Genomic DNA, 25,446 nt, shown 5'->3' with positions numbered 1-25,446 from the left:
TTAATCATTCCCCAAAAGACCAATCGGTGAATCTAACCCAAAGCCAAGGCCATTTCCCCATTTGCTATTTTATCAAAGCTCTCCCCATCCAAAAGGTCATGAATGCTCCTGATGATGTGATCCGGCCCATAGGCGTAGTGTTCCAGGTCATCCATTTTGGTGGAGCCGGTCAAAGTAAGCACGGTCTTGAATCCCATCTGCACGCCTCCCAGGATATCGGTTTCCATGGTATCCCCTATCATGATGGTGTTGAACGAACGGGTGCTTAATTCTGCCTTGGCCAGCCGCATCATCACTGGGCTGGGCTTTCCTGCGCTGAATGCCTTTTTGCCTGTGGCCAACTCGATCATGGAGACAAAAGCCCCACATCCGGACCGGATCGAATCGTTTGAACTGGGGCAATAGGGATCCAGGTTGGTGGCAATGAGCTTTGCCCCTTTCAGGACCATGTTGATTGCCTTGTCCACGGACTCAAGCATGATCGTCCTGCCTTCCCCGATGACCACGAAGTCCGGATCATCGTCCACAATGGAATAACCGTTTTGGTGCAGAGCGGTCAATAATCCGCCCTCACCGATCACATAGGCCGTGCCACCGGGTTTTTGCGAGGCCAAGTAACGGGCTGTGGCTATGGCGCAGGTGAAAATGTGTTTTTCCTCCACCTCTATACCCATGCGCTTGAGCTTGGCCACCACATCCCGGCAGTTTCTCTGGCTGTTGTTGGTCAGGAACAAGAAGGGATAATCTTCCCTTAAAAGCATCTGGATGAATTCCCTGGCACCGGCTATCAGCTCGCCGCCACGGTAGATCACCCCGTCCATATCAATAAGAAATCCTATATTTTTTTTCATGGTAGTTGCTGTTTAAAATTCTCAATTCAAAAATATGTATTCGCAAGTTAAATGACAAATTTATTGAATATAAATTAACAATATATTTATTTTATTAAATATTAGTTAAAATTATACTTGTTTTGTTAAATTAAACATAATTCCATTTTTTGGGTATTTATTTCCAAAAACCCCATAGAACAGGAAGGTTGTTTGCGCTTTAACCGGTACTTTGAGCATCCCATGTCCAAGGTAAATTATCTTTTTTATTGTATGCTATGTACTGTATTTCCAGTGGCTGTTGTGGCGCAGGACTTGGCTTTTTATAATCCCGTCTGGGAAAGCCCCAGTCAAAATGCCTCCGAATCTTTACCCTTGGGGGGAGGGGACATCGGAATGAATGTTTGGGTGGAGGACGGAGCGGTTTATTTTTATTTTTCCAGAAGCGGGACTTTTGATGAACACAATACGCTCCTGAAACTGGGAAGGGTCAGGCTGGAACTGGATCCCAACCCGTTTATAAACCCGGAAACTTTCCGCCAGGAACTGCTGCTTCGGGAAAGCACGGTTAAAATCACCGGCCACAATGAGGGCCAAAAGGCTGAAATCGAAATATGGGCAGATGTCTATCAGCCCATTATCCACGTGGAGGTTGATAGTGACAGTCCCATGGAACTGACAGCCGTGTATGAAAGCTGGAGACACAAGGACCGCCCGGTAAAAGGAAAAGCCAACCAGGCGAATTCTTATAAATGGGCACCCCAGGGTGAAGTCATTGCCCGCGCTGACCATATTGGCTTTGAAGAGAACGGGGTACTTTTTTATCATAATAACCCCGAAAAGACAGTGTTTGATGTGGTGGCGGAACAACAGCAGCTCGACGCCGTCAAAGATGAAATGTTCAACCCATTAGCTTATCTTAAATTTGGAGGATGGATGGGTGGAACGGATATGATACCAGCTGGCAATACGGATGGCACCTATCAGGATACCGATTATAAAGGTTGGAAAATCCGCAGCAAGCAGGCAAACACCAGCCAGCACCTTGGAATTTTCCTGCATACGGAACAAACGCAGGAGATCGAAAGGTGGCAGGACGGTCTTTGGCCGCTTATAAACCTGGAACCCGACTTAGTGGAGAAGTCAAAAGAACTTTCAAGGGAATGGTGGAGAAATTTTTGGGATAGAAGCTACCTCATCACAGACCCTTCCCGTACTCATGCCAACGACAGCATTTGGGCAGCGGGGAGGAATTACCAGCTTTTCCGGTACATGCTGGGCTGCAATGCTTACGGCACTTATCCCACCAAGTTCAACGGCGGCCTGTTTACCGTGGATCCGGTTTATACGGATAGCACCCTGCGGTTCACCCCGGATCACCGGAACTGGGGAGGGGGTACCACGACGGCCATGAACCAGCGGCTGGTACATTTTCCCATGTTGAAAACAGGGGATTTTGAGATGCTCAAGCCACAGTTTGATTTCTATCTCCGTTTGTTGAAAACCGCCGAACTCCGAACAAAAACCTACTGGGATCATGAAGGGGCTGTGTTTTCGGAGCAACTGGAGAATTTCGGCTTGCCCAATCCCGCGGAATACAGTTGGAACAGGCCGGAGCATTTTGACCCCGGCGTGGAATACAACGCCTGGCTGGAATACCAATGGGATACGGTGCTGGAATTTTGCCTGATGATGTTGGAGGTAGACAGGTATACCGGAGAAGATATCCGGGCATATATTCCCTTTGTCGAGAGCTGTCTCAGGTTTTTTGACGAGCATTATCAGTACCGGGCCAGGCGGCGGGGCACCAAATCACTAGACGAAAACGGCCATTTGGTTATCTACCCCGGTACGGCCAATGAAACCTACAAAATGGCTTATAATGCCAATACCACCATCTCCGCACTTAAAACCATAACATCCAGGCTTCTGGAGCTTCCTGATGGATACCTTGATGGGGATCAGGTGAAGCATTGGGAAGGATTTCTGAGGCGTTTGCCACCTCTGAATTTACGGGAAATCGAAGGCAAAACCATGCTCGCCCCGGCCAAACTTTGGGAAAGAGTCAACAACACGGAAACCCCTCAGCTTTATCCGGTATATCCCTGGGGGATTTATGGATTGGGCAGGCCCGGCTTGGATTTGGCCCTCAATACCTGGTATCATGATCCTGATGCCCTGAAGTTCCGGAGCCATGTAGGCTGGAAGCAGGACAACATCTTCGCAGCCCGCCTTGGGCTTACGGAACAGGCCGCTGCTTTCACATTGAAAAAGCTAGCGGATTCCGGGAGGCGTTTCCCGGCATTCTGGGGCCCGGGATTCGATTGGGTACCTGACCATAACTGGGGAGGAGCGGGAATGATCGGCTTGCAGGAAATGCTGATGCAGACCCATGGCAGGAAGATCTTACTTTTTCCCGCCTGGCCAAAAGATTGGGACGTACGGTTCAGACTGCACGCTCCCTACCAGACCATCGTAGAAGGAGAACTGAAGGGCGGCAGCATCAAAAACCTGAAGATAACCCCCGGTTCCCGTAAAGACGATGTGATAAATCTGCTGGGAATGGATATCGACGAAAAAAAGAAATTAAGACTTGATTCAAAACCATCCGTTGAAAAATAAAACAAAACCAATGCGTATATTCAGTAAATCCCTAACCCGTTTCATTTGGCTGTTCCTTTTGTTATCAACAGGCAATGCCCTTGCACAGGTAAAGGCTTTGGTCAATACCACCGAAAGCCCCCATAGCCAACTTCGAAGTGTCAACCTTCAGGATGTGGTATGGACGGAGGGCTTTTGGGGTGACCGGTTTGAGGTAATAAAAGAGAAGACGGTTCCCTTCATGTGGGAATTGTACCATGATGCGGAAACCACGCATTCTTTCAGGAATTTTGAGATAGCAGCGGGCCAGCACAAAGGGAGGCACAAAGGTCCATCTTTCCACGATGGGGATTTTTATAAGGTATTGGAAGCCATGGCTTCGTTGTATGCGGTTACCGGAGACCCCAAGCTGGACCTGGAAATGGACCAGGCGATTGACCTGATCCGGATGGCCCAAAGGGCGGATGGCTATTTGCATACGCCGGTGTTGATCGAAGAAAAGTGGGGGACACTGGGAGAAGAATTGGTACAGAAACAGTTGAGTTTCGAAAAGTACAATATGGGCCACCTGATGACGGCCGCCTGTGTACATTATAGGGCCACTGGGAAGGACAATTTTTTAAACGTGGCCAAAGGCGTAGCGGATTTTCTTTACGATTTCTATCAGAACGCCTCTCCGGAGCTGGCCAGGAATGCGATTTGCCCCTCCCATTACATGGGTATTACGGAAATGTACCGTACTTTGAAAGACCCCAGATACCTGGAACTGGCCCAGAATCTCATTGACATCAGGGGCGTGACCGAGGATGGCACGGATGACAATCAGGACAGGGTTCCCTTTCGGCAACAAAAAGAGGCCATGGGCCATGCGGTGAGGGCCAACTACTTGTATGCAGGGGTGGCTGACCTGTATGCAGAAACCGGAGAGGATATCCTCTTTGAAAACCTGCAATCGATCTGGGAAGACGTAGTCTACCGCAAAATGTACGTGAACGGAGGCTGCGGGGCATTGTATGATGGTGTTTCGCCGGATGGCACCTCTTATAATCCTGTAGAGGTGCAAAAGACCCACCAGGCTTATGGCAAGCCTTTCCAGCTCCCGAATGCCGCCGCCCACAATGAAACCTGCGCCAATATTGGGAACGTGCTCTGGAACTGGCGCATGCTGCAGGTAACCCAGGACGCCAAGTATGCGGATGTCATGGAACTGAATTTCTACAACAGCATCCTTTCCGGCATCAGTCTGGAAGGCAACCGGTTTTTCTATACCAATCCGCTTAGTGCCAAGGATGACCTGCCCTATCAACTGCGGTGGCCCAATGTCCGGGAAAATTACATCTCCAAATCCAACTGCTGCCCCCCCAATGTGGCCCGGACGCTGGCCCAAGTAAGCAATTATGCCTACAGCCTTTCCGAAAACGGAGTCTACGTCAATTTGTACGGGGGTAATCGCCTTCAAACCCAGTTGGGGGAAGGCGGGGACTTGGAACTGGAGCAAAAAACGGCTTACCCCTGGGATGAAACCATCACCCTAAGTTTCCAAAAGGCACCGGAAAGGGCCTTTTCCCTCTATCTGAGGGTCCCGGAATGGTGCGAGGATGCCCTACTGGAAATCAACGGGGAAGCACAGACAGATCTTTCCCTGCGGTCGGGGAACTACGCAGAAATCCACCGTCCCTGGAAAAAAGGTGATGAAGTGAAATTGGTACTCCGCATGCCCGTCAAGTACCTGGAGGCCCACCCCTTGGTGGAGCAAACCAGAAATCAGGTCGCAGTGAAAAGGGGGCCATTGGTGTATTGTGTGGAATCCATGGACCTGCCCGAGGGCAAGAGCATCGATGATGTGATCATCAACCCCAGCCGGGAATTTCAAGCCGAGTGGGTGGAAATTGATGGGACAAAACTGATGTCCCTGACAGGACAGGCCCTGTACAAAGACCGTGGCAACTGGGAAAAGCAGCTTTACCGGCCTTTGGGTGCAGAAAAAATGGAAACCGCTCCTATAAGACTGATTCCCTATTTTGCCTGGGCCAACAGGGGAGCAAGCGAAATGGCCGTATGGATGCCTTTTGATAGGTAGATCAAGTTGTTTCAATTATTTTTGAAAATGATAGGTAGTTATACACATAAATAAAAAATCATTGGACTACAAATGATGCTTGAAAAGCCCCAAACAAAATGATAAACCAAATACCCACCTTAGGCATTGCCAATAACCTTGTGTGTTGGATGTTGTTATTCAGCATCTTGCCTGTATGCGTCTATGGCCAGAACCCATCTGAAAAAAGACGGGTTCTGGTACTTACCGATATCGAAAATGAACCCGACGACGCCCAATCCTTGGTACGCTTCCTTACTTATGCCAACCATTGGGATGTGGAGGGGCTGGTCGCCACCACATCCATCCATCAGAAAGAACAGCTGGCTACCTGGCGTATCCGCGAAATCGTGGAGGCCTATGGCAAGGTCAGAGAGAACCTGTTGCTACACGAGGAGGGCTATCCGGAAACAGCAGATCTTTTGGATAATGTAAAGGAAGGTTTTCCCGATTTTGGCATGCGGGCTGTCGGTGAAGGCAAAGATTCAGAAGGTTCAGAGTGGATCATCCGGCAGGTGGATGCCGATGACAGGCCGCTTTGGGTTTTGGTATGGGGAGGGCCAAATTGCCTCGCACAGGCACTTTGGAAGGTGAAAATGACCCGCTCCCCAAAGGAACTGGAAACATTTGTGGCCAAGTTGAGGGTATATACCATTTCCGACCAGGATGATTCCGGACCCTGGCTGAGAAAGACTTTTCCGGATTTATTTTACATTGCAAGCCCGGGCACTCATGACCGTTATGCCTACCATTATGCCACCTGGACCGGCATCAGCGGGGACTATTTCCATGGCAGGTTTTCCGGGGCGGACTTCAGTATCGTGGACAACCCCTGGCTGGACGAACATATCAGAAGCAAAGGTCCCTTGGGGGCGGAATACCCGCAAACCACCTTTTTGATGGAAGGGGATTCTCCTTCTTTTCTTTTCCTGATAGAAAACGGGCTTAGCGATCCCGAAAATCCCCACTATGGAAGCTGGGGAGGCAGGTATGAATACTACACCCCACGGCTGCAAAAGCATTTTTATGGCCCCGAACCCCGGCCTTTTTGGACCAATGCCGAAGATGAAGTATTGGGTACAGACGGGCGCTTTCAGACCAGCAACAAAGCCACGATCTGGCGTTGGCGGGAAGCCTATCAGAATGATTTTGCTGCCCGGATGGATTGGACGGTGAAGCCATATGAAGAAGCCAACCACCCTCCGGTTGCCCGGCTAGGGCATGCTGCTGAACTGGATGTGAAAAGCGGGGAAAGGGTAAAGCTCAGTGCCAAAGGTTCTTCCGATCCCGACGGGGATGAATTGGATTATGAATGGATTTCTTACCGGGAAGCCGGCACTTATGCCTACAAAACGCTTGTTGAAATTTCGGATAAGGACAAAGAAGAGGCGACTTTTGTGGCTCCCCCTGTTACCGAACCGGAAACAGTACACATCATCCTTGCGGTCACCGATCGCGGCACGCCCGCCCTGACCCGGTACCAACGGGTGATCGTCAATGTTTTCCCTTGATCAGGTAAGGTTATGAAGCACTGGACAGTTTTATTGATAATGGGTTTGCTGTGGTCAGGCCTGGTAAGTGCCCAGCAAAAGCCCAGGGTGATCGTCAGTTCCGATATAGGGGGCACCGATGATGATGATTTCCAATCCATGATTCATTACTTGATGTATGCGGATAAATTCCAAACAGAAGGACTGATTGCCTCTCCTTATGGACCGGGAAGAAAAGCGGACATCCTGCATGTTATAGATTTGTACGAACAGGACTACTGGAAGCTAAAAGCCCGGAAGGATGATTTTCCCTCTCCGGAGGACTTGCGGTCGGTGACCAGGCAAGGCGCGACGGAACGGGCTCCGCTGAAAGGTTGGGACAAGCCAACTGAAGGATCGGAATGGATTATCCGATGCGCACGGAAAAAAAGTAACCAGCCACTTTGGGTGTTGGTATGGGGAGGTTTGGAGGACGTGGCGCAGGCCCTTCATGATGCGCCGGATATAGCCGGCAGGCTCAGGTTATACTGGATTGCCGGACCCAACAAGAAATGGGGCGCGGATGCCTATCATTATATGGCCACACATTTCCCGGATCTGTGGCTCATCGAGGCCAATGCCACTTACAGAGGGTGGTTTGTGGATGACGGTTCGGACAAAAACACCCATGTGAAAAACTTCTATGATGTCCATATCAAAGGCAGGGGTGCCATGGGAAAAGATTTTGTGAATTATTATGAAGGAGTGATCAAAATGGGAGATACGCCTTCCGTCGCCTACTTGCTACATGGCGACCCTGAAAATCCCGAGGGGGAGAGTTGGGGTGGAAGCTTCGTGCCCCTCAGGCACAGTTCCCGCAGGACATTTGAAAGACCTACCACCCTGAATGACACAGTTCCCGTGTTTGCTTTGGTGGAATGGAAATTCCAGGGACCGGAGACGGAACCGGACAGCGATGAACCCAGCTTGATGCTTGAAATCGACGGTCAGCAGTTTGAGGGATATTATGAAGGAGAGGGCCAATACAAGGTACGTTTTGTGCCCAAATCAACTGGCAGTTGGACTTATCAGGTGATCAGTAAAATAAAGGAGTTGGATGGGCAGACAGGAGCTTTTGTTGCCGTGGACCCTTGGCCGGGGACTTTGCATCCCCGGGACTTCAGTCCGCTGACCGGGTGGTGGGGCGATGATCCCAGTCCCGAGAACTTCGAAGGACCTCATCAAGGGGCAAGGACCATTTTCCGGCACCAACAGGATTTTCTTTTGGATTGGGCGGAAAGATGGCGTTGGTTGGAGTGAGGGATTTATCACAGTTGTTGGGTTTTACATTACCACATTTAATAATTGTTTTTGAGTATTATGTAAAAAAATGCCGTAGTTCGAGGTGTTGGTTAATTGAATATTATTCTTTAGTTTCAGAAAATACTGTAAGATATCCGTTGATAAGAAATCTCTTTTGCAATTTATAATTTAGGATAACTTGTTTGCCAAGGCAAAATGTGCAGGAAATTAGTTTTGTCCCCGACACCACGGGAAGGTTGGTGGGCAAATACTCTTAAATTTGTTGCCTGACATTATCATCCCTGGATCACGATCATATGGTTAATCAGCGTGTAAAATTTTTGGCAGGACTGCTGTTATTGGCAGGATGGACATCTTGCAAGGAGCGGCATCAGGAAGTTGACACGCGGTTTATAGAAACCCTGCCCACCCTGGACATGGTGGGGGCAGCCCATATGCCGGAACACATTGCTCCCGTGGAGGCTCCTTTCGTCATGCCGGAATTTAAAAAACCCACCTTTCCCAACTTGGTGATCAATATTGCCGAAAGCGGCGCCAAGCAAGGGGAGATGGTTACGGCCATCATCCAGCAGGCCATTGATGAAACCAGCGCTCAAGGCGGCGGAAAGGTGGTGATCCCGGCCGGCCAGTGGAAATCCGGGAGGATCACGTTAAAAAGCAACGTGAACCTGCATATTGAGCAGGGAGCCGAACTCCGCTTTAGCGGCGAGCTGGAAGATTACCGCCCTGCGGTTTTCACCAGGCACGAGGGGGTGGAGGTCATGTCCCTTGGGGCCTGTATTTATGCCTACCGGGCAGACAATATCGCCATTACCGGCAAAGGCACTCTTTTTGGCCCGGAAGCCGGCCCGGTTAAAAACCAGATGATGACCGAGGATGTGGTGGAGAATTTTGTACCGGTGGATAAGCCCGTGGAGGAAAGGATTTACGAAGGGCATGACGGCGAATCCATATTCCTTCCCATGTTCATTTCCCCTACGGAATCCACGAATGTATATATTGAAGGCATTACACTGGAGCAGACAGCCTTTTGGAACATTGTGCCCGTCTACTGTGACGGGGTCATTATCCGCGGCGTCACCGTGAATTCCGTGGGAATTCCCAGGGGCGATGGCATCGATATCGAATCCTCCAGAAACGTATTGATAGAATATTCCACGCTGAACAATGGAGACGACTGCTTCACCATGAAATCCGGCCGGGGTGATGACGGTATCCGGGTCAACCGGCCGACGGAGAATGTGGTGGTGCGCCATTGCCTGGCCAAGGAAGGGCATGGCGGCATCACGGTGGGCAGCGAGACGGCAGGTTGGGTTCACAATTTATATGTGCATGATTGTGTGTTTGACAATACCGGCGTCGGCATCCGTTTCAAAACCCGGAGGCCCCGTGGGGGTGGGGGCGACAACCTGATCTACGAAAGGATCAGGATGAATCTCCGCCATACGGCATTTAGGTGGGACATGCTGGGCAGCGAGATGTATGTGGGCGATCTGGCCAAAAGAACGCCTCCCCGCGAAAAAGATGCGCTGACACCCGAATTCAAAAACATCCATGCAAAAGATATCCTTGTGGAGAATGCCTCGGCTTTTATCAATGTGACAGGTATCCCTGAATCCCCCATGAGGAATTTTAGCCTGGAAAATGCCGTGGTGAACAGTGAAAGGCTTTTTACTGCCCATGACGCCAGGGAGATGCTGCTGAGAAACATCAGGATTTCCTCACCCGACACCGTCCTGCATTTTCTGGACAGCAAAGACATCCGGTTCGAAAACGTGCATTTTGATGTTCCCGGAGAAAAGATTTATACCGAAATGGCAGGGGAGGCCACGGAGAATATCCGGTTTGTCCGGACACTGCCTGAAAAGCCTGAGGAAGAGGGTTAACGAATTGACTCCGGCACCTGATCCTTTCTAAAAGATAGGGTGGTCGTATGAAGTATCGTTGAAACAAAGGAAACGAAAGATTTCTTCCTTTCAAAAACGGTTGTTTCGGCGAAGCTGTTCCTTTGCGGAGCATAAAGAAGACCGAGGATTATGAGGAAAGACCTTCTTTCCATTTGATGAGCCAAAAAAATAAATATTCCATGAATTACAATAGTAAAAGCAACAATAGGATACTTTTCATTTTGACCTTGCTGCCAGGGATGCTGATGGCTTTTATTAGTCAACAAGGGGAAAAGGTACCCTGGAAACGGGTGCTGGACCAGCCACAGGAATGGTATGGCAGTGGGGAGGCCGTTCGGATAGGTGACAACATGCTGCTGCATCAAAAGGATAACGGCGGATGGTATAAGAACATTGACATGTCCGTGAACCTGACAGAGGAGGGAAGGAAGGCGTTGAAAGACGCACAATCTGAAACTATTGGTACTACCATAGACAATGACGCCACTTTTATCCAGACGGAATTTCTTGCCAAAGTATATGGGGAGACCGGGCAGGCCCGCTTTGGGGAAGCGGTACTGAAAGCCCTGGATTATATCATGGAGGCCCAATATGACAACGGAGGTTGGCCGCAGTATTATCCCATCAGAGAAGGCTACTACGAACACATTACTTTTAACGACGGGGCGATGATACAGGCCATGGAACTGCTCCGGGATGTGGCAAAAGGAAAACAGCCTTATGATTTTGTGGATGCTGCGAGAAAGGAAAGGGCCCAGCATGCCATAGGTAAGGGGCTGGAAATGATTCTGGCTGCTCAAATCGAAGTGGATGGACAACTTACCGCCTGGTGTGCACAGCATAATAAGGATGATCTGCGTCCTGCGAAAGGCCGGGCCTATGAATTGCCCTCCATCAGCGGTGGGGAAAGCGTGGGAATCGTAAGATATCTGATGTCCCTTGAAAACCCTGATGATGAGGTGATCCGCGCCATTGAAAGTGCGGTAGCCTGGTTTGAAGAGGTGAAACTGGAAGGAATCAAGGTAGAGCGCAAAGAGGATCCCTCACTGCCCAGAGGCTATGACCGGGTGGTAGTGGAAGATGAAAACGCAGGGCCGCTTTGGGCGCGGTTTTATGAAATAGGTACCAACAAACCTATGTTTGTTGGCCGGGATGGGGTGGTCAGGTACCGGCTTGCTGAGATAGAACACGAAAGAAGGGTAGGATACAGTTACCTTGGTCCTTATGCCGAATCGTTATTGGAGAAGGAATATCCGGAATGGAGAATCAGTAGAGGAAATTAGTTTTGGACATTTTTTCACTCCAACTCCATGCGGTATCCCCCAAAGGAACGCAGGTTATACGTAAATGTCAGCATCACAAACTGCCGCAAGACCTGGGTCCTCACGTCTTCCACATATACATCCGTCACATTCCGGTCAATACTGAGGTTCTGGTTGAAAAGGTCAAAAACGGTGAGTTTGAATTCGGCTTTACGGCTTGGAGGAATGCGATACCCCACATCCAGATTGACCAGGTAGATGGACTGGTCGAAATCCTCGCCCAAGCCCCGGTATAGCTGATGGTTAGCATTGGTGCTGATAAAAAGGCCTCCTACAAAATTCCAAAAAAGGTCCAAGCGGGTTTGCTGGGTATAATAATCCTGGTTGAGGTTTTCCTGAAGGCTGCTCCTGACGACATTATAATTTCCCCTCATGGAGAAGTTGAAATCCAAATGTTCGCTAATGTTGCTGCTCAGCACAAAACCCTGGCCGATGCTGGTATTCCTGTTGAAATTGGTCTGCTCATTGATCCGGCCGGGGCGGTTATTGATATTGAAGCGGGTATGGAGGTTCAGGTTACTGCTCATGAACTGAAGGGGGAAACCCCAGGAGACAAAAGTCCGGAAATTCCAGAAATTGTCCAGGTTAACGGGCCTGGTATATTGGCCGCCCTGGTTCAGGAGTACCGACCCCTGGATCAGCGTGTCCAGGGAGGCGATAAAGGTTTCGTTACCGATAAAATCCTGAGTGACCATGGCATTGGCATAGATCATAAATGACCTGGAGGTCTCCGGGTTGATTTTCCGGTACCGGGCAAAGGCCCTGTGTGTGAATTCCTGGTTCAGTTCCGCGTTTCCATTGGACAACTGGATCGGATTGGAATTGTCGATCACATCCTGCAATTGCCGGATAGAGGGGGCATTGGTAAAGGTACGGTAATCCACACGCAGGTTACTTTCGCGGTTAAACCGGAAATCCATTCTCAGCCTGGGGAGGATATTGGTAAAATCCCGCCGGATATTTTCAAAGCCCGGAAAAATCCGGTCGCTGTCGATGGTTGCGGTCTGGTACCTCAGGTTGGCATACATTCTGAAGATTCCTTTTCGGAGCCGGTAGCCCAATCCCGCCCTTTGGGTAAGATAGGTGTTTTCAAATTGGTTGGAAAGGGTGCTGTCCAATCTGCCGACACCGGTTTCCTGTTCCTGCCGCAGCACTTCCTGCAGGGTATTGGAGATATTGTTGGCTATCTGGTAGTCTGCCCGTAATACGGAACTTTCCCCGAGAGGCTCAGTATAGGTAAACCGTACATTGTAATTGAACCCGTCTGAAGCGGTAGTGCTGTTTTGGATCAGGCTGTCTGTCAGATCGGTCTGAAAGTTTCGGTTGACGGCGGTGAGATCAGAAATGCCTTCGTTGTCATTATACCTTGTAACTACGCGGGTAGAAAAATTCCGGCCTGTTTTCTTGAAATTATAGCGGTAGACCATAAAGTTCCGGAAACTTAATGCCTGTCTTTCGGAATCCGTCGTGTTATTGGTTTCACTGATGGGGGTGTTCATATCGAACAGGTTGGCAGCAGTAAGCTGGTTGGTGGCTCTGTTTTTTTCATAGCCGAGACTGGGTCTGATGATCAAGGCATGGCGGTCATTGATGTCATAATCAATCCTGAAATTCAACCGGTGGCTTTCGCTGCGGTTCCGGTTGCTTCTATGCTCCTGATACAATTGCAGGCTGTCGTTGGGGAGAACATAGTCCCGGGAGGAATACCGGTTGAGAACATTGTCCCGGTTGTTATAAAGGTAACTCCCGGTCAACTTCAGTTTTTCATCCAGATATTCATCTGAAAAGTTAGCACCTATGGCATTGGTGGTAGTGATGCCGGGCTGGCTTCTGACGGAAAGATCATTGCCGCCTCCCCGTCGGTTATCGGTATTGCCAAAAGCCCCGGAGAGGTCATCCGCTGAGAAATTCTGCTGGTTGATGTTGTTGGATAATCCGATGACGGTGAGCCGCTGGGCTTCCCTGAAAAAATTCATGTGGCCGCCCGCCAGGTAGTTGTTATCCGATCCATAGCCACCAAAGAATTTCCCAAATCTTCCCGCCCGTTTGTCTTCTTTAGTGATGATGTTGATGGTTTTGATGTTTTCTTCGTCGTCAAATCCGGTGAGGATGGCCTCGTCTCCCTGCCGGTCCAGAAACTCTATCCTGTCAATGACTTCTGCGGGGAGATTCCTTAAAGCGGCCGAGGGATTATCTCCAAAAAACGGGCGGCCGTCAACCAAGACCTCTTCGACATCCTCGCCCTGGACCTGGATCGTGCCGTTTTGCAGGACCACACCGGGCATTTTTCTCACCAGATCAAAGGCATCCGCTTCCGGTCTGGTTTTATAGGCATCTGCGTTGAAGGCTACCGTATCGCCCTTTACCTCTCCGGTAATGTGGGGAGCGTCTATTTCAACCGCATCCATCAGCTCACCGTCATTTTCCAGTTCAAAGGTGCCTAGGCGGTTCGTCCGTGGTGCCCTTTTTCTTTTTCGGTAATCCTTGTATCCCATAAAACTGATCTCCACCCAGAACCTGTCTGTATCGGGTTTTTCAACAGAGAAGAGGCCTTCTTCATCGGTAAAGCCGGAACTTAGCGTCTCGCCCTCATTGTCCTTCAAGAAAATATACGCCCCAAAAAGTGGTTCCCGGGTATCCTTGTCTACTATTTTTCCTTCATATTGGGCCATGGCTGATGATCCACATAAACAAAAGGCCAAAAACGGGAATAACGGGAATTTCAAATGCATGGACTTTGGATTAAAGGTAGTTAAAGGATAGTGTTATGGAACAGACTAAGTTCCCATAAATATTAGTTGAAAACCAGATGGGTTATGTCAATGGGGATTTAAATTGTTCAATGGAGCTTATTCCTGCTGTTTTGTAGAGCGTATCTGGGGATTAACTATAAATTCATATTTGTCACAACAGTAGTGCGCTTTCATAAGAATCAGGGAAATGCCAACAACTCCTTGCGAAGAAGGGTTTGTTTACAGGAAGGTACAGGGAGGTTTTTTATGGCATTATAATACCTTTGTTTTTACCTCATATCGTAGTGGGTTTGTTTTGCGGTTATCAGATGTGTTGTAATTTAATTTTAAAAATCATTTGATCTTCAGAAAACCGGTTTTCGATGGGGTAAACATTAAACCCAAATGCCATGACCTATGCCCGATTAGATGACTTGAAGCTGTGGGATTTGATTGTTGCTGGCGACAAGAATGCTTTTGGTTTTATCTTCAAAGCTTACTCCAATGATCTGTTTAAGTATGGTCAAAAGTTCACCAGGGACAAAGCCTGTGTAGAGGATGTTATTCAGGAAGTATACCTTGACCTTTGGCAACGCAGGAAGTCCACGGCGATAAGAAGTTCGATCAAGTTTTACCTTCTTAAATCCTTTAGAAGGGAAATCGTCCGTAGGATTCGGCAAGAGCATAAGTCCGTGGGAGAGGTGGACAGTGATTTTTTAAGGGAGCCGTCCCATCTCGAGCACCTCTTTACCCAGCAAGTGGATGATGAGAACCGCAACAGAATCCTGGCTGCCATTGAGCTGCTTTCGGATCGTCAGCGGGAAGCGGTTTATCTCAAATATTATATGGGGTTGGGGAATGATGAAATTGCCCATTTGATGAACATGACAGTGCCCTCGGCTTATAATTTGGTGTTTAGGGCGTTGAAGTGCCTTAAACAACAGATCAACAATTCAGTCCTGCTTAAGGCCGATATGAAATAGAAGTAGAAAGTGATCACGGTCACCGGACCATCCCGGTTATGACCGCACCGGCTTTTTCATCCGGATATTCCATGCCCAGCAACCGGAATATGGTACGGGCAAGCATGGCAGCATGCCACAGGCCTTCCTGTCTCATTTCGCCCATGGCAGGCGTGTCCGGACCAATGGCCGCCATCCAGATTTCCTTGGCTTCCGGAATAGCCGACCCGTGTCCAATCCAACTGGACTTTTGAGTGCCACGGCCATGATCCGTTGTGATGATCATGGTGGTTTTGTCCCTGTATTGGGGAGTGGACTGAATGTAATCCCACAGCTCCTTCAGATACGCATCAAACTGATGGGCAGAACGGATATATTGGTCGTACCGGTTGCCATGTGCCCAATCATCGGGCTCGCCGTAACCGATAAAAACTATTTTTGGAGCGGATTTTTTGATGGCCTCCATGGCATAGTGATGCGTAAAGGGATCCAGCCTCACCCCCCGCCAAGGGCCTCGGATCTCGTCCTGCAACCGGTTGATCATGGTTTCTTGATCCGTCAAGTCCGGCCCTTCAGCCTTACTGAATCCCGCATTGACTGGAATTCCGCTGCGCGCTGCATTTACAATAAAGGGGAAAACATCCCAGCTGCCAAATGCGAGTACCTTGCCCTGGTAGGCTGGCATCTGGTTGAGGTATTCCAGCAGGGTAATGTTGGGATTGTCGGTTTTTGAGTTGGAATTGATGCGCTCGTCATCAGCAAATCCGCACAATATCTCATTGTAGCCAGGGTACGAAAAAAGCATGGTATTGCTGATATCCACCCGGTTGCCATAAGCGCGGTTGCCGTAAATCTGCCCATCCTGTTTGATGGTGCTCCAAAAAAATGGCAGCAACATTTCTCTCCGTTTCTGCGGGTCAGGGTCCCAGAATTCATCGAGCAGGGAGCCCATATCTTTTACCATGCCCGTATCGTCTACAAAAAGGGAATCGGCGCCTTTAAAAACCTCCTGCCAACGGAGGCCGTCCACGGTGACAAGGAAGATATTCTCGGTATTTGAGGTAGCCTGGGCATGCGTTGCGGTAAGGCAGCCCAACCAAGCAATGGCTAAGAGTATTGTCTGTTTCATGGGTTTATAATTGTCTTTTAATGGTCATAACTTCTCCCGCACCTCAGGTAGGGATTGCCTGCCCCCAATTGGTTTCGGGATACTTGATTCGGGAGAACCACCGCGACAATCATCTTCCTGTGTGCAGAGACTGGTCATGGCGGTTTCATATAGACGGAATTTACGGCTTTTTATCTGATTTTAAACGTCCGGCTTTTGGGAAAGCTTCATTTTTTAGAAAGGGAAAGATGTGGTTGGATTGGCCAAATAAAAAAAGCAGGTCATTGGCGGAAGTTGATCCTACTTTGGCTGATTTTAAAAATAAATCATTTATTGATAATATTTATAACCAAGGAATTAGTTATAAATAATTCAGGAATCAGAAAAATTTTTCCGTTTTGTTGATGAGATTTTTGAGGTGTTCTCCCCTTATCCCAAAAAACAGGGAAAGCATTGCAAAAGAAATTTGACGATATAGACGATTTTTTGGAAGACCCTTCCTTCAGAAACTGGGTTTTTGGAAGAGAGGGTCACCGAAGTCTTTATTGGGACAACTGGGGCAAAAATCATCCTGAAAAAGCTCCTGTCATGTTACAGGCAAAAGAAATACTGCTGCAGATATCCGATCAGGAAGAGGATTGGGATACGGTGAGACAGGATGAGGCTTTCAACGCCCTAAATAAACTTTTGGATGAGGAGATGTCCCCGAGGGAGGAAGCGGGCCTTCAAAAAGGACCTATAGTCTCTGGGCACAGGGGGGATCGCTATTTCATAAGCAGATGGGCGGCAATGATTGCTTTAATCGTGTTCGCAGGCGGAGGATTCCTCTGGTTTGGAAATTTTAACCCAGAGCCTACGAGGGCCGATGGAGAGGAAACATGGATCATACGGCTTGCCGAAAGGGGGCAGAAAAAATTGATCCATTTGCCGGATGGGAGCAGTGTCGCTTTAAACGCGGATACACAGATAAAATACAGCAAGGCTTTTGGCATTTCCAACAGGGAGATTCTTCTTAATGGAGAGGCTTTTTTTGAAGTAGCCAAAGACAGCTTACTTCCTTTCAGGGTGAATAGCGGTGACCTCAGTACCGAAGCGTTGGGCACTTCTTTCAACATCAGGGCTTTTGAGGAAGAATCCCTGGTCCAGGTAAGGCTGATGAGCGGGAAGGTCAGTGTGGAAAACCGGAGAGAGAAAGACGGGCTTTATGACGTCATGTACCTGTCACCTGGGGAGGAAGCGGTGCTCACATCACAGGACTTTAAAAAAGGGAAGTTTGATCCCAGCTCAGCCGCACTTTGGAAAGATGGGATTTTATATTTCGATGAAGTACCTATGGAAGAGGCGCTTGTGACATTGGAAAGATGGTACAATGTGGAAATCACTCCGGTCATTGTACCGGAAGAGATGCTTGTGTCGGGCGAATTCAAAAGAGACAATCTGGACAACGTGCTTAGAAGTCTGGGATACTCTTTTGGATTCAAATACGATATCGATGGTAAACGTGTGACCATTCAATTTTGACGCCTATGAACTAAATGAAAATAGAAAAGCCGATGGAGGGGACCATCGGCTACAGAGCAATCGAAGTTTCTCAGGCTTGTGGATTGCCCTTATCAGTGTCCCCAAAAGTTTATTTCAAGGACCCAAACACCTAAAATTATGAAAAAAATCCTTTACTATCTATACGTGATGGGCAAATACTATCTATATGGATTTATTTTACAGTTGCTCTTTTTGAACATGTTGCTGGCCAGTAACGGCAATGCCCAACAAACCAAAAATTTAAAGGAGGTATTTGTGGACCTCCGCGTGGAAAATGCCTCTTTGTCAGAGGTATTCACTTCTTTGAAGAGCAAAACAGACTTTTCCTTTGTCTTCAACAAAAAAACGGTGGATAACCTGCCCCATGTTTCAATGCAATGGGAACATGCAAGCCTGGAAGAGGTGTTGCTGCAGCTTTCCGCTTCACACAAGCTTTCTTTCCAACAGGTCAATGAAAGGATCAGCGTAAAGCCGTTCGGAGGAACCTCTCTGGTCACAGCAACGGACGTGGCCGATGTGACCGTATCGGGAAGGGTGACCGATGATGAAGGACAACCGCTTCCCGGTGCTACTGTAAAAGTAGATGGCAGCACCAGGGGTACAGCCACGGATACCAACGGTGAATACAAAATAGAAGTGCCAGAAGGGGCCACATTGGTATTTTCCTTTATTGGTTTCGGTTCTAAGTCCGTGGCGGTAGGCAATCAGACAGTCATCAACGTATCCCTGGAACTGGACGACGCCTCCCTGGAGGAAGTAGTGGTAGTCGGTTACGGGGAATTAAAGAAAATCCATCTGACGGGGGCGGTGGAGACCATAGATGTGAGTGAAATGGAGGACCTGCCTACCAACAACCTGGGAGCGGCATTGGCCGGCCGGATTTTGGGCGTAGGGGTGAGCGGGGGGAACACCCGGCCCGGCTCCACCGCTAACCTGACCATCCGGAACCCCATTTCGCTGTCTAAAGACGGCGGCAACAATAACCCCCTTTATGTAATTGACGGTGTCATACAAGTGGCGGCGGATGGGTCCAATGATGTGACTTTGTTCAATAATCTGGATTTATCCGAGGTGGAAAGCATCTCCTTTTTGAAAGATGCTTCCGCCGCAGTATATGGGTCACGCGGCTCCAACGGGGTGGTTTTGGTGACGACCAAAAGAGGCAAAATGGGCAAACCTAAAATCACCTATAGCGGAACCTTCGGTATCAACGATGAGGCATACCGGACCAGAATGTTAAGCGCCCACGATTATGGCCGATACTACAATATCATGAACGGTCCCTACGGGGCCAATGCATCGCCCAACGATATCAACCGCTTTTTTAGCGAAGATGAGCTCGAGCATTTTAGAACCGTTGATCATAACTGGCTGGAGGAAGCCTGGACATCGGCGACCAACATGAGACATAATTTAAATGTCAGTGGAGGCAACGAAACCGCCACCTACTTTGCCAATGTTTCCTATTATACCCAGGATGGGAACCTTGCCTCACTGGACTACGACCGTTGGAATTTCCGTGCGGGTGCGGATATGAGGATTGCCAACCGGCTGAAGGCAGGACTTCAGGTAGGTGGGTTTTATTCAGACGGGACCAAAACTTTTAACAAAATCGGGAATGAAAACGATGAAAACGATTACAAGAACCTGCTGAAAATGCCCAGGTACATCCCCATGTATGTGGATGGTTATCCCGTAAAGCCTCCTGGATCCACCAGCTCAAACAATATCGCCAATTATCATTTTTTTGAGATCGAGCGCTTGGGAAATCTAGCGAAAAACAGGGAACAGTTCATGAATGTGAACCTGTATTTGGAATATGAGCTGCCTTTCGTGGAAGGATTGAAGGCCAGGATTTCCCATGGGCGGAATATGGGTTCAGACAGGGGAAGCCAAATCGGTACCCGGTACATGCTCTATGAGTTTGACAGACGGGGAACGAACCAGCACATTTATGATGGCGCTGAAATGATAATGGAAAGGGAATACCGGAACGGTGACCGGATATATTTTTCCAATCATAACGCCATGTCCCATCAAAGTAACCTCACCCTCAATTATGCCCGGGATTTTGGAAGGCACAGTGTAAGCGGACTGTTCAGTATAGAAAGGGCAGAAGCGGAAAGCACAAGAGAGGATGTATGGAAGGAGCAGCCCTCCCAATCCACAACCGGCCATTTTGGAACTGCTTTTGGACAAATAGATGGAAGAACCCTGTTTTCCGAATCCGGAAACATGTCCTATGTGGGTCGGGCCAACTGGAGTTATGCGGACAAGTATCTGGCCGAGTTCCTGTTCAGAAGTGATGCTTCCACCAAGTTTGCGCCTGAAAATTATTGGGGCAAGTTTTACTCAGGTTCTGTAGGGTGGGTGATTTCCAATGAGAATTTCTTCAGCTCCTCTGCCATCAATTTCCTGAAAGTAAGGTATTCGGTCGGCCTTCTGGGTAAAGACGATACGCGCGCCTGGCAATGGCGGCAAAGGTACACTTTTCAGGGGGACAAAGGGGCGGTTTTCGGAGGCAATACGGCTGTTAGCACCGGTATGAGGATGGAAGCATCCCCTAACAGAGACGCCACCTGGAGCAATGATCTCAAGAACAACCTCGGAATAGATGCCCTCTTTATGAATGACCGGCTTTCTACTACCGTAGAGGTTTTTTATAACAAAGGCACGCATTTGTTGTTGGAGCGGACCGGCAATGTTCCGGTCACGGTAGGAGGAACGATCGCCGCGGAAAACTTTGGGGAAATTGACTTTTTTGGGTATGAACTGGCTTTGGGCTGGAATGAGCGTATCGGGGATTTCCGGTATGGGATTGATACCCGGTTCGCTTGGTCGGATAATAAGGTGAAAGTGGGCAATTTCAATGATACAGACATGTTTTATCCCTGGAGACCCCAGCCGGGAAGGTCGACGGATATTGGCCTTTGGGGCTATGATTATATAGGGATGTTCAGGGATCAGGCGGAAATTGATGCCTACGTGGAGCAATACAATATCACCCAGGTATTTGGGACGCCTGCTGACCAGCTTCGTCCCGGCATGTTATATTACAGGGATATGAGGGGGCCGCTTCAGGCTGACGGTACTTTTGCCGAGCCAGACGGCGTGATTGACGAAAACGATCAGATCCAATTGGCCAGAAGGGCTAACAACCATTTCGGCTATGGGGTAACCCTGAAGGTGGGTTACAAGTCCCTGAGCTTTGACTGCGTCATTTCAGGCGCTTTCGGTGGCTGGTCAGAGATGGACAGGAATAAGTTGGACAACAACATAGCCAATTCATTTGAGAGTGTTCCTGCTTTCTGGAGCGATATTTACGATCCGGACCTTAATCCCACAGGGACCTTCCCCAACCCTCACCACAATGCCATTAGCCTGGCACCCAGATCGACTTTCTGGCAGGCAAGTGCCTTCAGGGCGCGCGTAAGGAGCTTTAGCCTCAATTATACACTCCCCAGTCACATTGCCCGGTCCTTGAACGTGAACAACGCCAGGGTTTATCTAAGTGGTATGAATCCGTTGAACCTCTTCAATCCATTTGACTATAAAGATTCTGATGGACCATGGGACACATTTCCCGTGCTGAGGACATATGCTTTGGGAATCAACCTTTCTTTATAAGACCCGGAGACAAAACAGTTGTACCTGTATTAAAGATCGAAAATTATGAAAAAGATTAATTATACATATAGAATGTCCGTCTTATCCTTCACCCTGTTGTTGCTGACCGCCTGTAGTGATGATTTCCTGCAGGAAAAAAGGGATTTGACCGGAGTAAACGAACAGGTTTTTGAAGATCCTATGATGGCCACTGCTTATGTGGATCATGTATATCACTTGTTTCAGCCTGCCAATAACAACAGGGCGCTTATCTGGGATTTGTACGGGGGTTTTGAGTTTTCCAAAGATACGGATGAGCTTCCGGGCCAAAGTGCTATCAACCGTCCCTATGCACAGATTTCATATAACCAGGATCATGCACTTAAATATTTCGGTGCGAGAATGGGCACCAGTGTTCAGAACAATACCTGGACCAGGATGCGGCAGATCAACCAGTTTCTGGCCGAAATAGACAATCATGGCCTTCCCGAGGGTCTCCGCAACGAACTGAAGGGGCAGATGTACTTTTGGAGAGCCTGGCAGTATTTTGACATGGTGAAGTTGTATGGCGGTGTCCCCATTGTGTTGGAACCCCAAAACCCGATTCTGGCAGAAGCTGAAACGACCCAGGTACCGAGAAGCTCCACTGCCAGATGTATTGAGCAGATAGTGGAAGACCTGGACCAGGCCATAGCGATGCTTCCCGGTAAATGGGATAATGCCAATTGGGGAAGGATCACCAGTGGGGCCGCTGCGGCTTTCAAAGGAAGGGTTTTGCTTACCTGGGCCAGTCCGCAGTTTAACCGTGATGACAGCCAGGACAGATGGCAGCGCGCTTATGAAGCCAACATGGAAGCAAAAAATATTCTAGAGGCCAGTGGTTTTGGCCTGTACAAAAACGGCAACCTTGAAAACGGTGAAGCTTGGGAAAAAATGTGGTTTGAAGAGGTGGGGAATCCTGAGGCCGTCATGATATATGGTTTTAATACGGTCACTTCAGACCAGACCAGGAAGAACAATGGCTGGGAGCGGGCTTGTCGCCCAAGGGAAATCGGCGGGGCCGGTCAGATTACCCCCACCAAGCAAATGATGGATGCATTTCCCATGGCAGATGGCAAGAAGCCTGGGGAATCTACCGTCTATAATTACGAACCCAATAAATTTTACAAGAACAGAGATCCCCGTTTTTATAAAACATTTGTTTATAACGGAGCACACTGGCCGTACAGAGAAGATCAAAATTACAGACACTGGAGCTATAGATGGTTTAGAAATGACAGCGAGGAACTACCGAATGGCACTACGGAGACAGTGGGTGCGAACGCAAGTGGCATCTATATGCGCAAAGCCACGGATCCCCAGGCAAGCAATGTCGACGATTTTGTGGTAAGCGGACTGGACGTCATGGAAATCCGCTTTGCAGAGGTGATACTTAATCTGGCGGAATCCGCCATAGGTATAGGGAATATCTCTGATGGGCTCAACGGTATCATGGAGATCAGGGAACGTGCCGGCGTGGAAAACCTGGACGGTACCTTTGGCATTGGAATCGGACTGAGCCGCGATCAGGCGTTTGCAGCGGTTATCAATGAAAGAAAGGTAGAGCTGGCGTATGAAGGACGGCGGTATTGGGACCTGAGAAGATGGATGCTGTTTGACAACTCCCATGGAACCGTCAGCCGGTTAGGAATGGAGCCAATCCATGGCACGAGGAGAAAAGGAATATTTGTGGCGGTCAAAGACGAATCCGGGAATTTTTACCAGGGTGCAGCGGATCCCCTACTGGGCTCCAACAACTCAGGGGCTCCCGTGCTTGACCGGCATCCTGAAACTTATCCTCCGGGCGTGTCCAATGAGGAGGAATACCTGGACTACCTGTACGAGAATCATTTTGAGGTCATCGAAAAAGACGATCTGGATCCCACCAACCCTGTGGACTGGTCCTATACCTGGTTTGATGAATATTATTTCTTCGGACTGCACCAGGAAATTTTGGATACTTCTCCCTATCTGCAGCAGACGAAGGGCTGGAACAGCATGGCTGGTCCGGGTACCTTTGATCCATTAGCAGATTAACCGGTAAAGATTTTAAAACCCAAGAACGGTAAATTTTATCCCTTCAAACCGAGGAAAAATCAGTAATGAGACAAATAATTCGAATTATACCTGTAGCGATAACTGCTTTATTCATAACCATTGAGGCTTGGGCACAGTATCCCAAAATCCCGGCGGAAGCCAGAGCAAAATCCGATTCCATTATGAAGGAAGCCGGGAGGCTGTCAGATCTGGCTTGGGAAGAAGCCCTGCCCATCGTATTGAAGGAAGCTGAAAATGGTAAGCCATATGTTCCCTGGGCATTCCGGCCCACCGACTTGCCGCAGGCGGATATCCCTGCTTTTCCCGGCGCGGAGGGCGGTGGGATGTTCTCATTTGGAGGCCGGGGCGGCAAAGTTTATACCGTCACGAGTCTTGCAGACAGAGGTCCTGGCACACTGAGGGAAGCCTGTGAAAAAGGCGGTGCCAGGATCGTGGTTTTCAATGTAGCCGGTATCATCAGGCTGGAGAGCCCTTTGATCATCAGGGCTCCCTACATCACCATAGCAGGGCAGACCGCACCGGGTGATGGCGTCTGTGTGGCCGGCGAGAGCGTCTGGATAGACACCCATGATGTGGTAATCAGACATATGCGGTTCAGGAGAGGGGAGACCTTTGTAGGACGCAGGGATGATGCCATTGGAGGAAACCCGGTGGGCAATATCATCATTGACCACGTATCTGCCAGTTGGGGTTTGGACGAAAACATGTCCATCTACCGTCACATGTACCATCCGGGCGGTGATTATCCCACGGAAAAGATGGGAACGGTCAACGTGACCATACAAAACAGTATCTTCTCTGAAGCCTTGGATACTTACAACCACTCATTGGGCAGCACCCTGGGAGGAGAAAATGCAACTTTTATGCGTAACCTCTGGGCCAGCAATGCGGGAAGAAACCCCTCCATTGGATGGAACGGTATTTTCAATTTTGTGAACAATGTGGTTTTCAACTGGAGCCACCGGACCACGGACGGCGGGGATTATAAAGCAAAATACAATATTGTCAACAACTACTACAAGCCCGGTCCGGTTACCCCTGGGGACCAGCCCATCGGCTACCGGATATTGCGGCCCGATGCGGTGTTGACAAGACTGGACACCACCATCTTTGGAAGGGCCTATGTCGAAGGCAATATTGTCGAAGGCCATGAGGCAGTGAGTAGGGACAATTGGGATGGCGGAGTGCAGCTTAACGGCAAAGACGGCAGTATGACGTTGGAAGAGGCCAGCCACTATTTTCCGCGGATCAAATCAAATAGCCCTTTTCCCATGCCGGAACTGACAATTTTCCCTGCCGAGGCTGCCTATGAACACGTATTGGAAAACGCGGGGGCGACATTACCTAAAAGGGATCCGGTCGACGAGAGGATTATCCGCACCGTCCGCACCGGAAAAGCGGAGTATGTAGCCGACCTCGATCCGGAAAGCTTTTACCAATTCGAGCACAGGAGGCTGCCAAGGGATGCTTACAAACAGGGGATTATTACGGACGTTTCCCAAGTGGGCGGTTATCCAGAATACCGCGGCACACCTTATAAGGACAGCGATGGGGATGGCATGCCGGATGTTTGGGAAGAGAAATATGGCTTAGATCCCCGGGATCCGTCCGATGCCAACGGCGATGTGAACGGGGACGGGTATACCAACATAGAAAAATACATCAACGGCATCAATCCACTTGAAAAAGTGGATTGGAGTGTGTCCGAAAATAACCACGATACCCTATTGGATAAAGCGCAATTAACGGGTGGATAAAGGAAATGAGCCCTTTTGACTATTCGCCCCGTCATTAAATGTCATTAAAACACCTTATATAGGAATTAGAACGTTCGCTTTACACTAAATAC

Annotated in this window: 15 protein-coding genes; 12 read left to right on the top strand and 3 right to left on the bottom strand. The window is 49.0% G+C overall.

Features of this window, described 5'->3' with window-relative positions; all coding sequences use genetic code 11:
• Positions 1-32 precede the first annotated feature (32 nt).
• Positions 33-851: an HAD-IIA family hydrolase gene (locus tag ACFPFU_RS19200; RefSeq protein WP_377067104.1), complete on the bottom strand. Its 819-nt coding sequence runs from the start codon at positions 849-851 to the stop codon at positions 33-35.
• A 252-nt stretch (positions 852-1,103) separates the two neighbouring features.
• On the opposite strand from ACFPFU_RS19200, the gene ACFPFU_RS19195 reads away from it, so the two are divergent.
• The 6 genes from ACFPFU_RS19195 to pelA all read left to right on the top strand — a co-directional run bounded on the left by ACFPFU_RS19195 (position 1,104) and on the right by pelA (position 11,511).
• Positions 1,104-3,452 (top strand): DUF5703 domain-containing protein, encoded by a 2,349-nt coding sequence (locus ACFPFU_RS19195; RefSeq protein WP_377067102.1) that lies wholly within the window; start codon positions 1,104-1,106, stop codon positions 3,450-3,452.
• Positions 3,453-3,462: 10 nt separating this feature from the next.
• Entirely contained in the window at positions 3,463-5,511 is a 2,049-nt protein-coding gene (locus ACFPFU_RS19190; protein ID WP_377067100.1) for an aceric acid hydrolase, read from the top strand.
• 98 nt (positions 5,512-5,609) lie between these two features.
• The gene (locus tag ACFPFU_RS19185) at positions 5,610-7,040 is read left to right on the top strand and encodes a DUF1593 domain-containing protein (protein ID WP_377067098.1); all 1,431 of its coding nucleotides are present in this window, start codon (positions 5,610-5,612) and stop codon (positions 7,038-7,040) included.
• A 12-nt stretch (positions 7,041-7,052) separates the two neighbouring features.
• Positions 7,053-8,318 carry a nucleoside hydrolase-like domain-containing protein gene (locus tag ACFPFU_RS19180; protein ID WP_377067096.1) on the top strand — a complete coding sequence of 422 codons (1,266 nt, stop codon included), beginning with the start codon at positions 7,053-7,055 and terminating at the stop codon, positions 8,316-8,318.
• Positions 8,319-8,641: 323 nt separating this feature from the next.
• Entirely contained in the window at positions 8,642-10,207 is a 1,566-nt protein-coding gene (locus ACFPFU_RS19175) for a glycoside hydrolase family 28 protein (RefSeq protein WP_377067094.1), read from the top strand.
• A gap of 200 nt (positions 10,208-10,407) precedes the next feature.
• A complete protein-coding gene (gene pelA / locus ACFPFU_RS19170; RefSeq protein ID WP_377067092.1) occupies positions 10,408-11,511 on the top strand; it encodes a pectate lyase in 1,104 nt (367 codons plus the stop codon).
• 14 nt (positions 11,512-11,525) lie between these two features.
• Here the strand turns inward: pelA and ACFPFU_RS19165 are convergent, their stop codons facing one another.
• Positions 11,526-14,222 (bottom strand): outer membrane beta-barrel protein, encoded by a 2,697-nt coding sequence (locus ACFPFU_RS19165; RefSeq protein ID WP_377067090.1) that lies wholly within the window; start codon positions 14,220-14,222, stop codon positions 11,526-11,528.
• A 470-nt stretch (positions 14,223-14,692) separates the two neighbouring features.
• Between ACFPFU_RS19165 and ACFPFU_RS19160 the strand changes: the two genes are divergently transcribed.
• The gene (locus ACFPFU_RS19160; RefSeq protein WP_377067088.1) at positions 14,693-15,265 is read left to right on the top strand and encodes an RNA polymerase sigma factor; all 573 of its coding nucleotides are present in this window, start codon (positions 14,693-14,695) and stop codon (positions 15,263-15,265) included.
• 19 nt (positions 15,266-15,284) lie between these two features.
• Here ACFPFU_RS19160 and ACFPFU_RS19155 read toward each other — a convergent pair whose 3' ends face one another.
• A complete protein-coding gene (locus ACFPFU_RS19155; protein WP_377067086.1) occupies positions 15,285-16,373 on the bottom strand; it encodes a phosphoglyceromutase in 1,089 nt (362 codons plus the stop codon).
• Between the two features lie 119 nt (positions 16,374-16,492).
• Between ACFPFU_RS19155 and ACFPFU_RS19150 the strand changes: the two genes are divergently transcribed.
• The 5 genes from ACFPFU_RS19150 (at position 16,493) to ACFPFU_RS19130 (ending at position 25,354) form a co-directional block, all read left to right on the top strand.
• A complete protein-coding gene (locus ACFPFU_RS19150; protein ID WP_377067084.1) occupies positions 16,493-16,723 on the top strand; it encodes a hypothetical protein in 231 nt (76 codons plus the stop codon).
• Between the two features lie 82 nt (positions 16,724-16,805).
• Positions 16,806-17,873 carry a FecR family protein gene (locus tag ACFPFU_RS19145; protein ID WP_377067082.1) on the top strand — a complete coding sequence of 356 codons (1,068 nt, stop codon included), beginning with the start codon at positions 16,806-16,808 and terminating at the stop codon, positions 17,871-17,873.
• A 138-nt stretch (positions 17,874-18,011) separates the two neighbouring features.
• Positions 18,012-21,521, top strand: coding sequence for a SusC/RagA family TonB-linked outer membrane protein (locus tag ACFPFU_RS19140; protein ID WP_377067080.1), 3,510 nt, complete (start codon positions 18,012-18,014; stop codon positions 21,519-21,521).
• 45 nt (positions 21,522-21,566) lie between these two features.
• Entirely contained in the window at positions 21,567-23,576 is a 2,010-nt protein-coding gene (locus ACFPFU_RS19135) for a RagB/SusD family nutrient uptake outer membrane protein (protein ID WP_377067078.1), read from the top strand.
• A gap of 65 nt (positions 23,577-23,641) precedes the next feature.
• Positions 23,642-25,354 carry a pectate lyase family protein gene (locus ACFPFU_RS19130; RefSeq protein WP_377067076.1) on the top strand — a complete coding sequence of 571 codons (1,713 nt, stop codon included), beginning with the start codon at positions 23,642-23,644 and terminating at the stop codon, positions 25,352-25,354.
• Positions 25,355-25,446 lie beyond the last annotated feature (92 nt).

The organism is Negadavirga shengliensis (assembly GCF_042652345.1).
GTDB classification, from domain to species: domain Bacteria; phylum Bacteroidota; class Bacteroidia; order Cytophagales; family Cyclobacteriaceae; genus Negadavirga; species Negadavirga shengliensis.
Note: the sequence above shows the minus strand (reverse complement) of the source record. Positions and strands in the feature narration are given on the sequence as shown.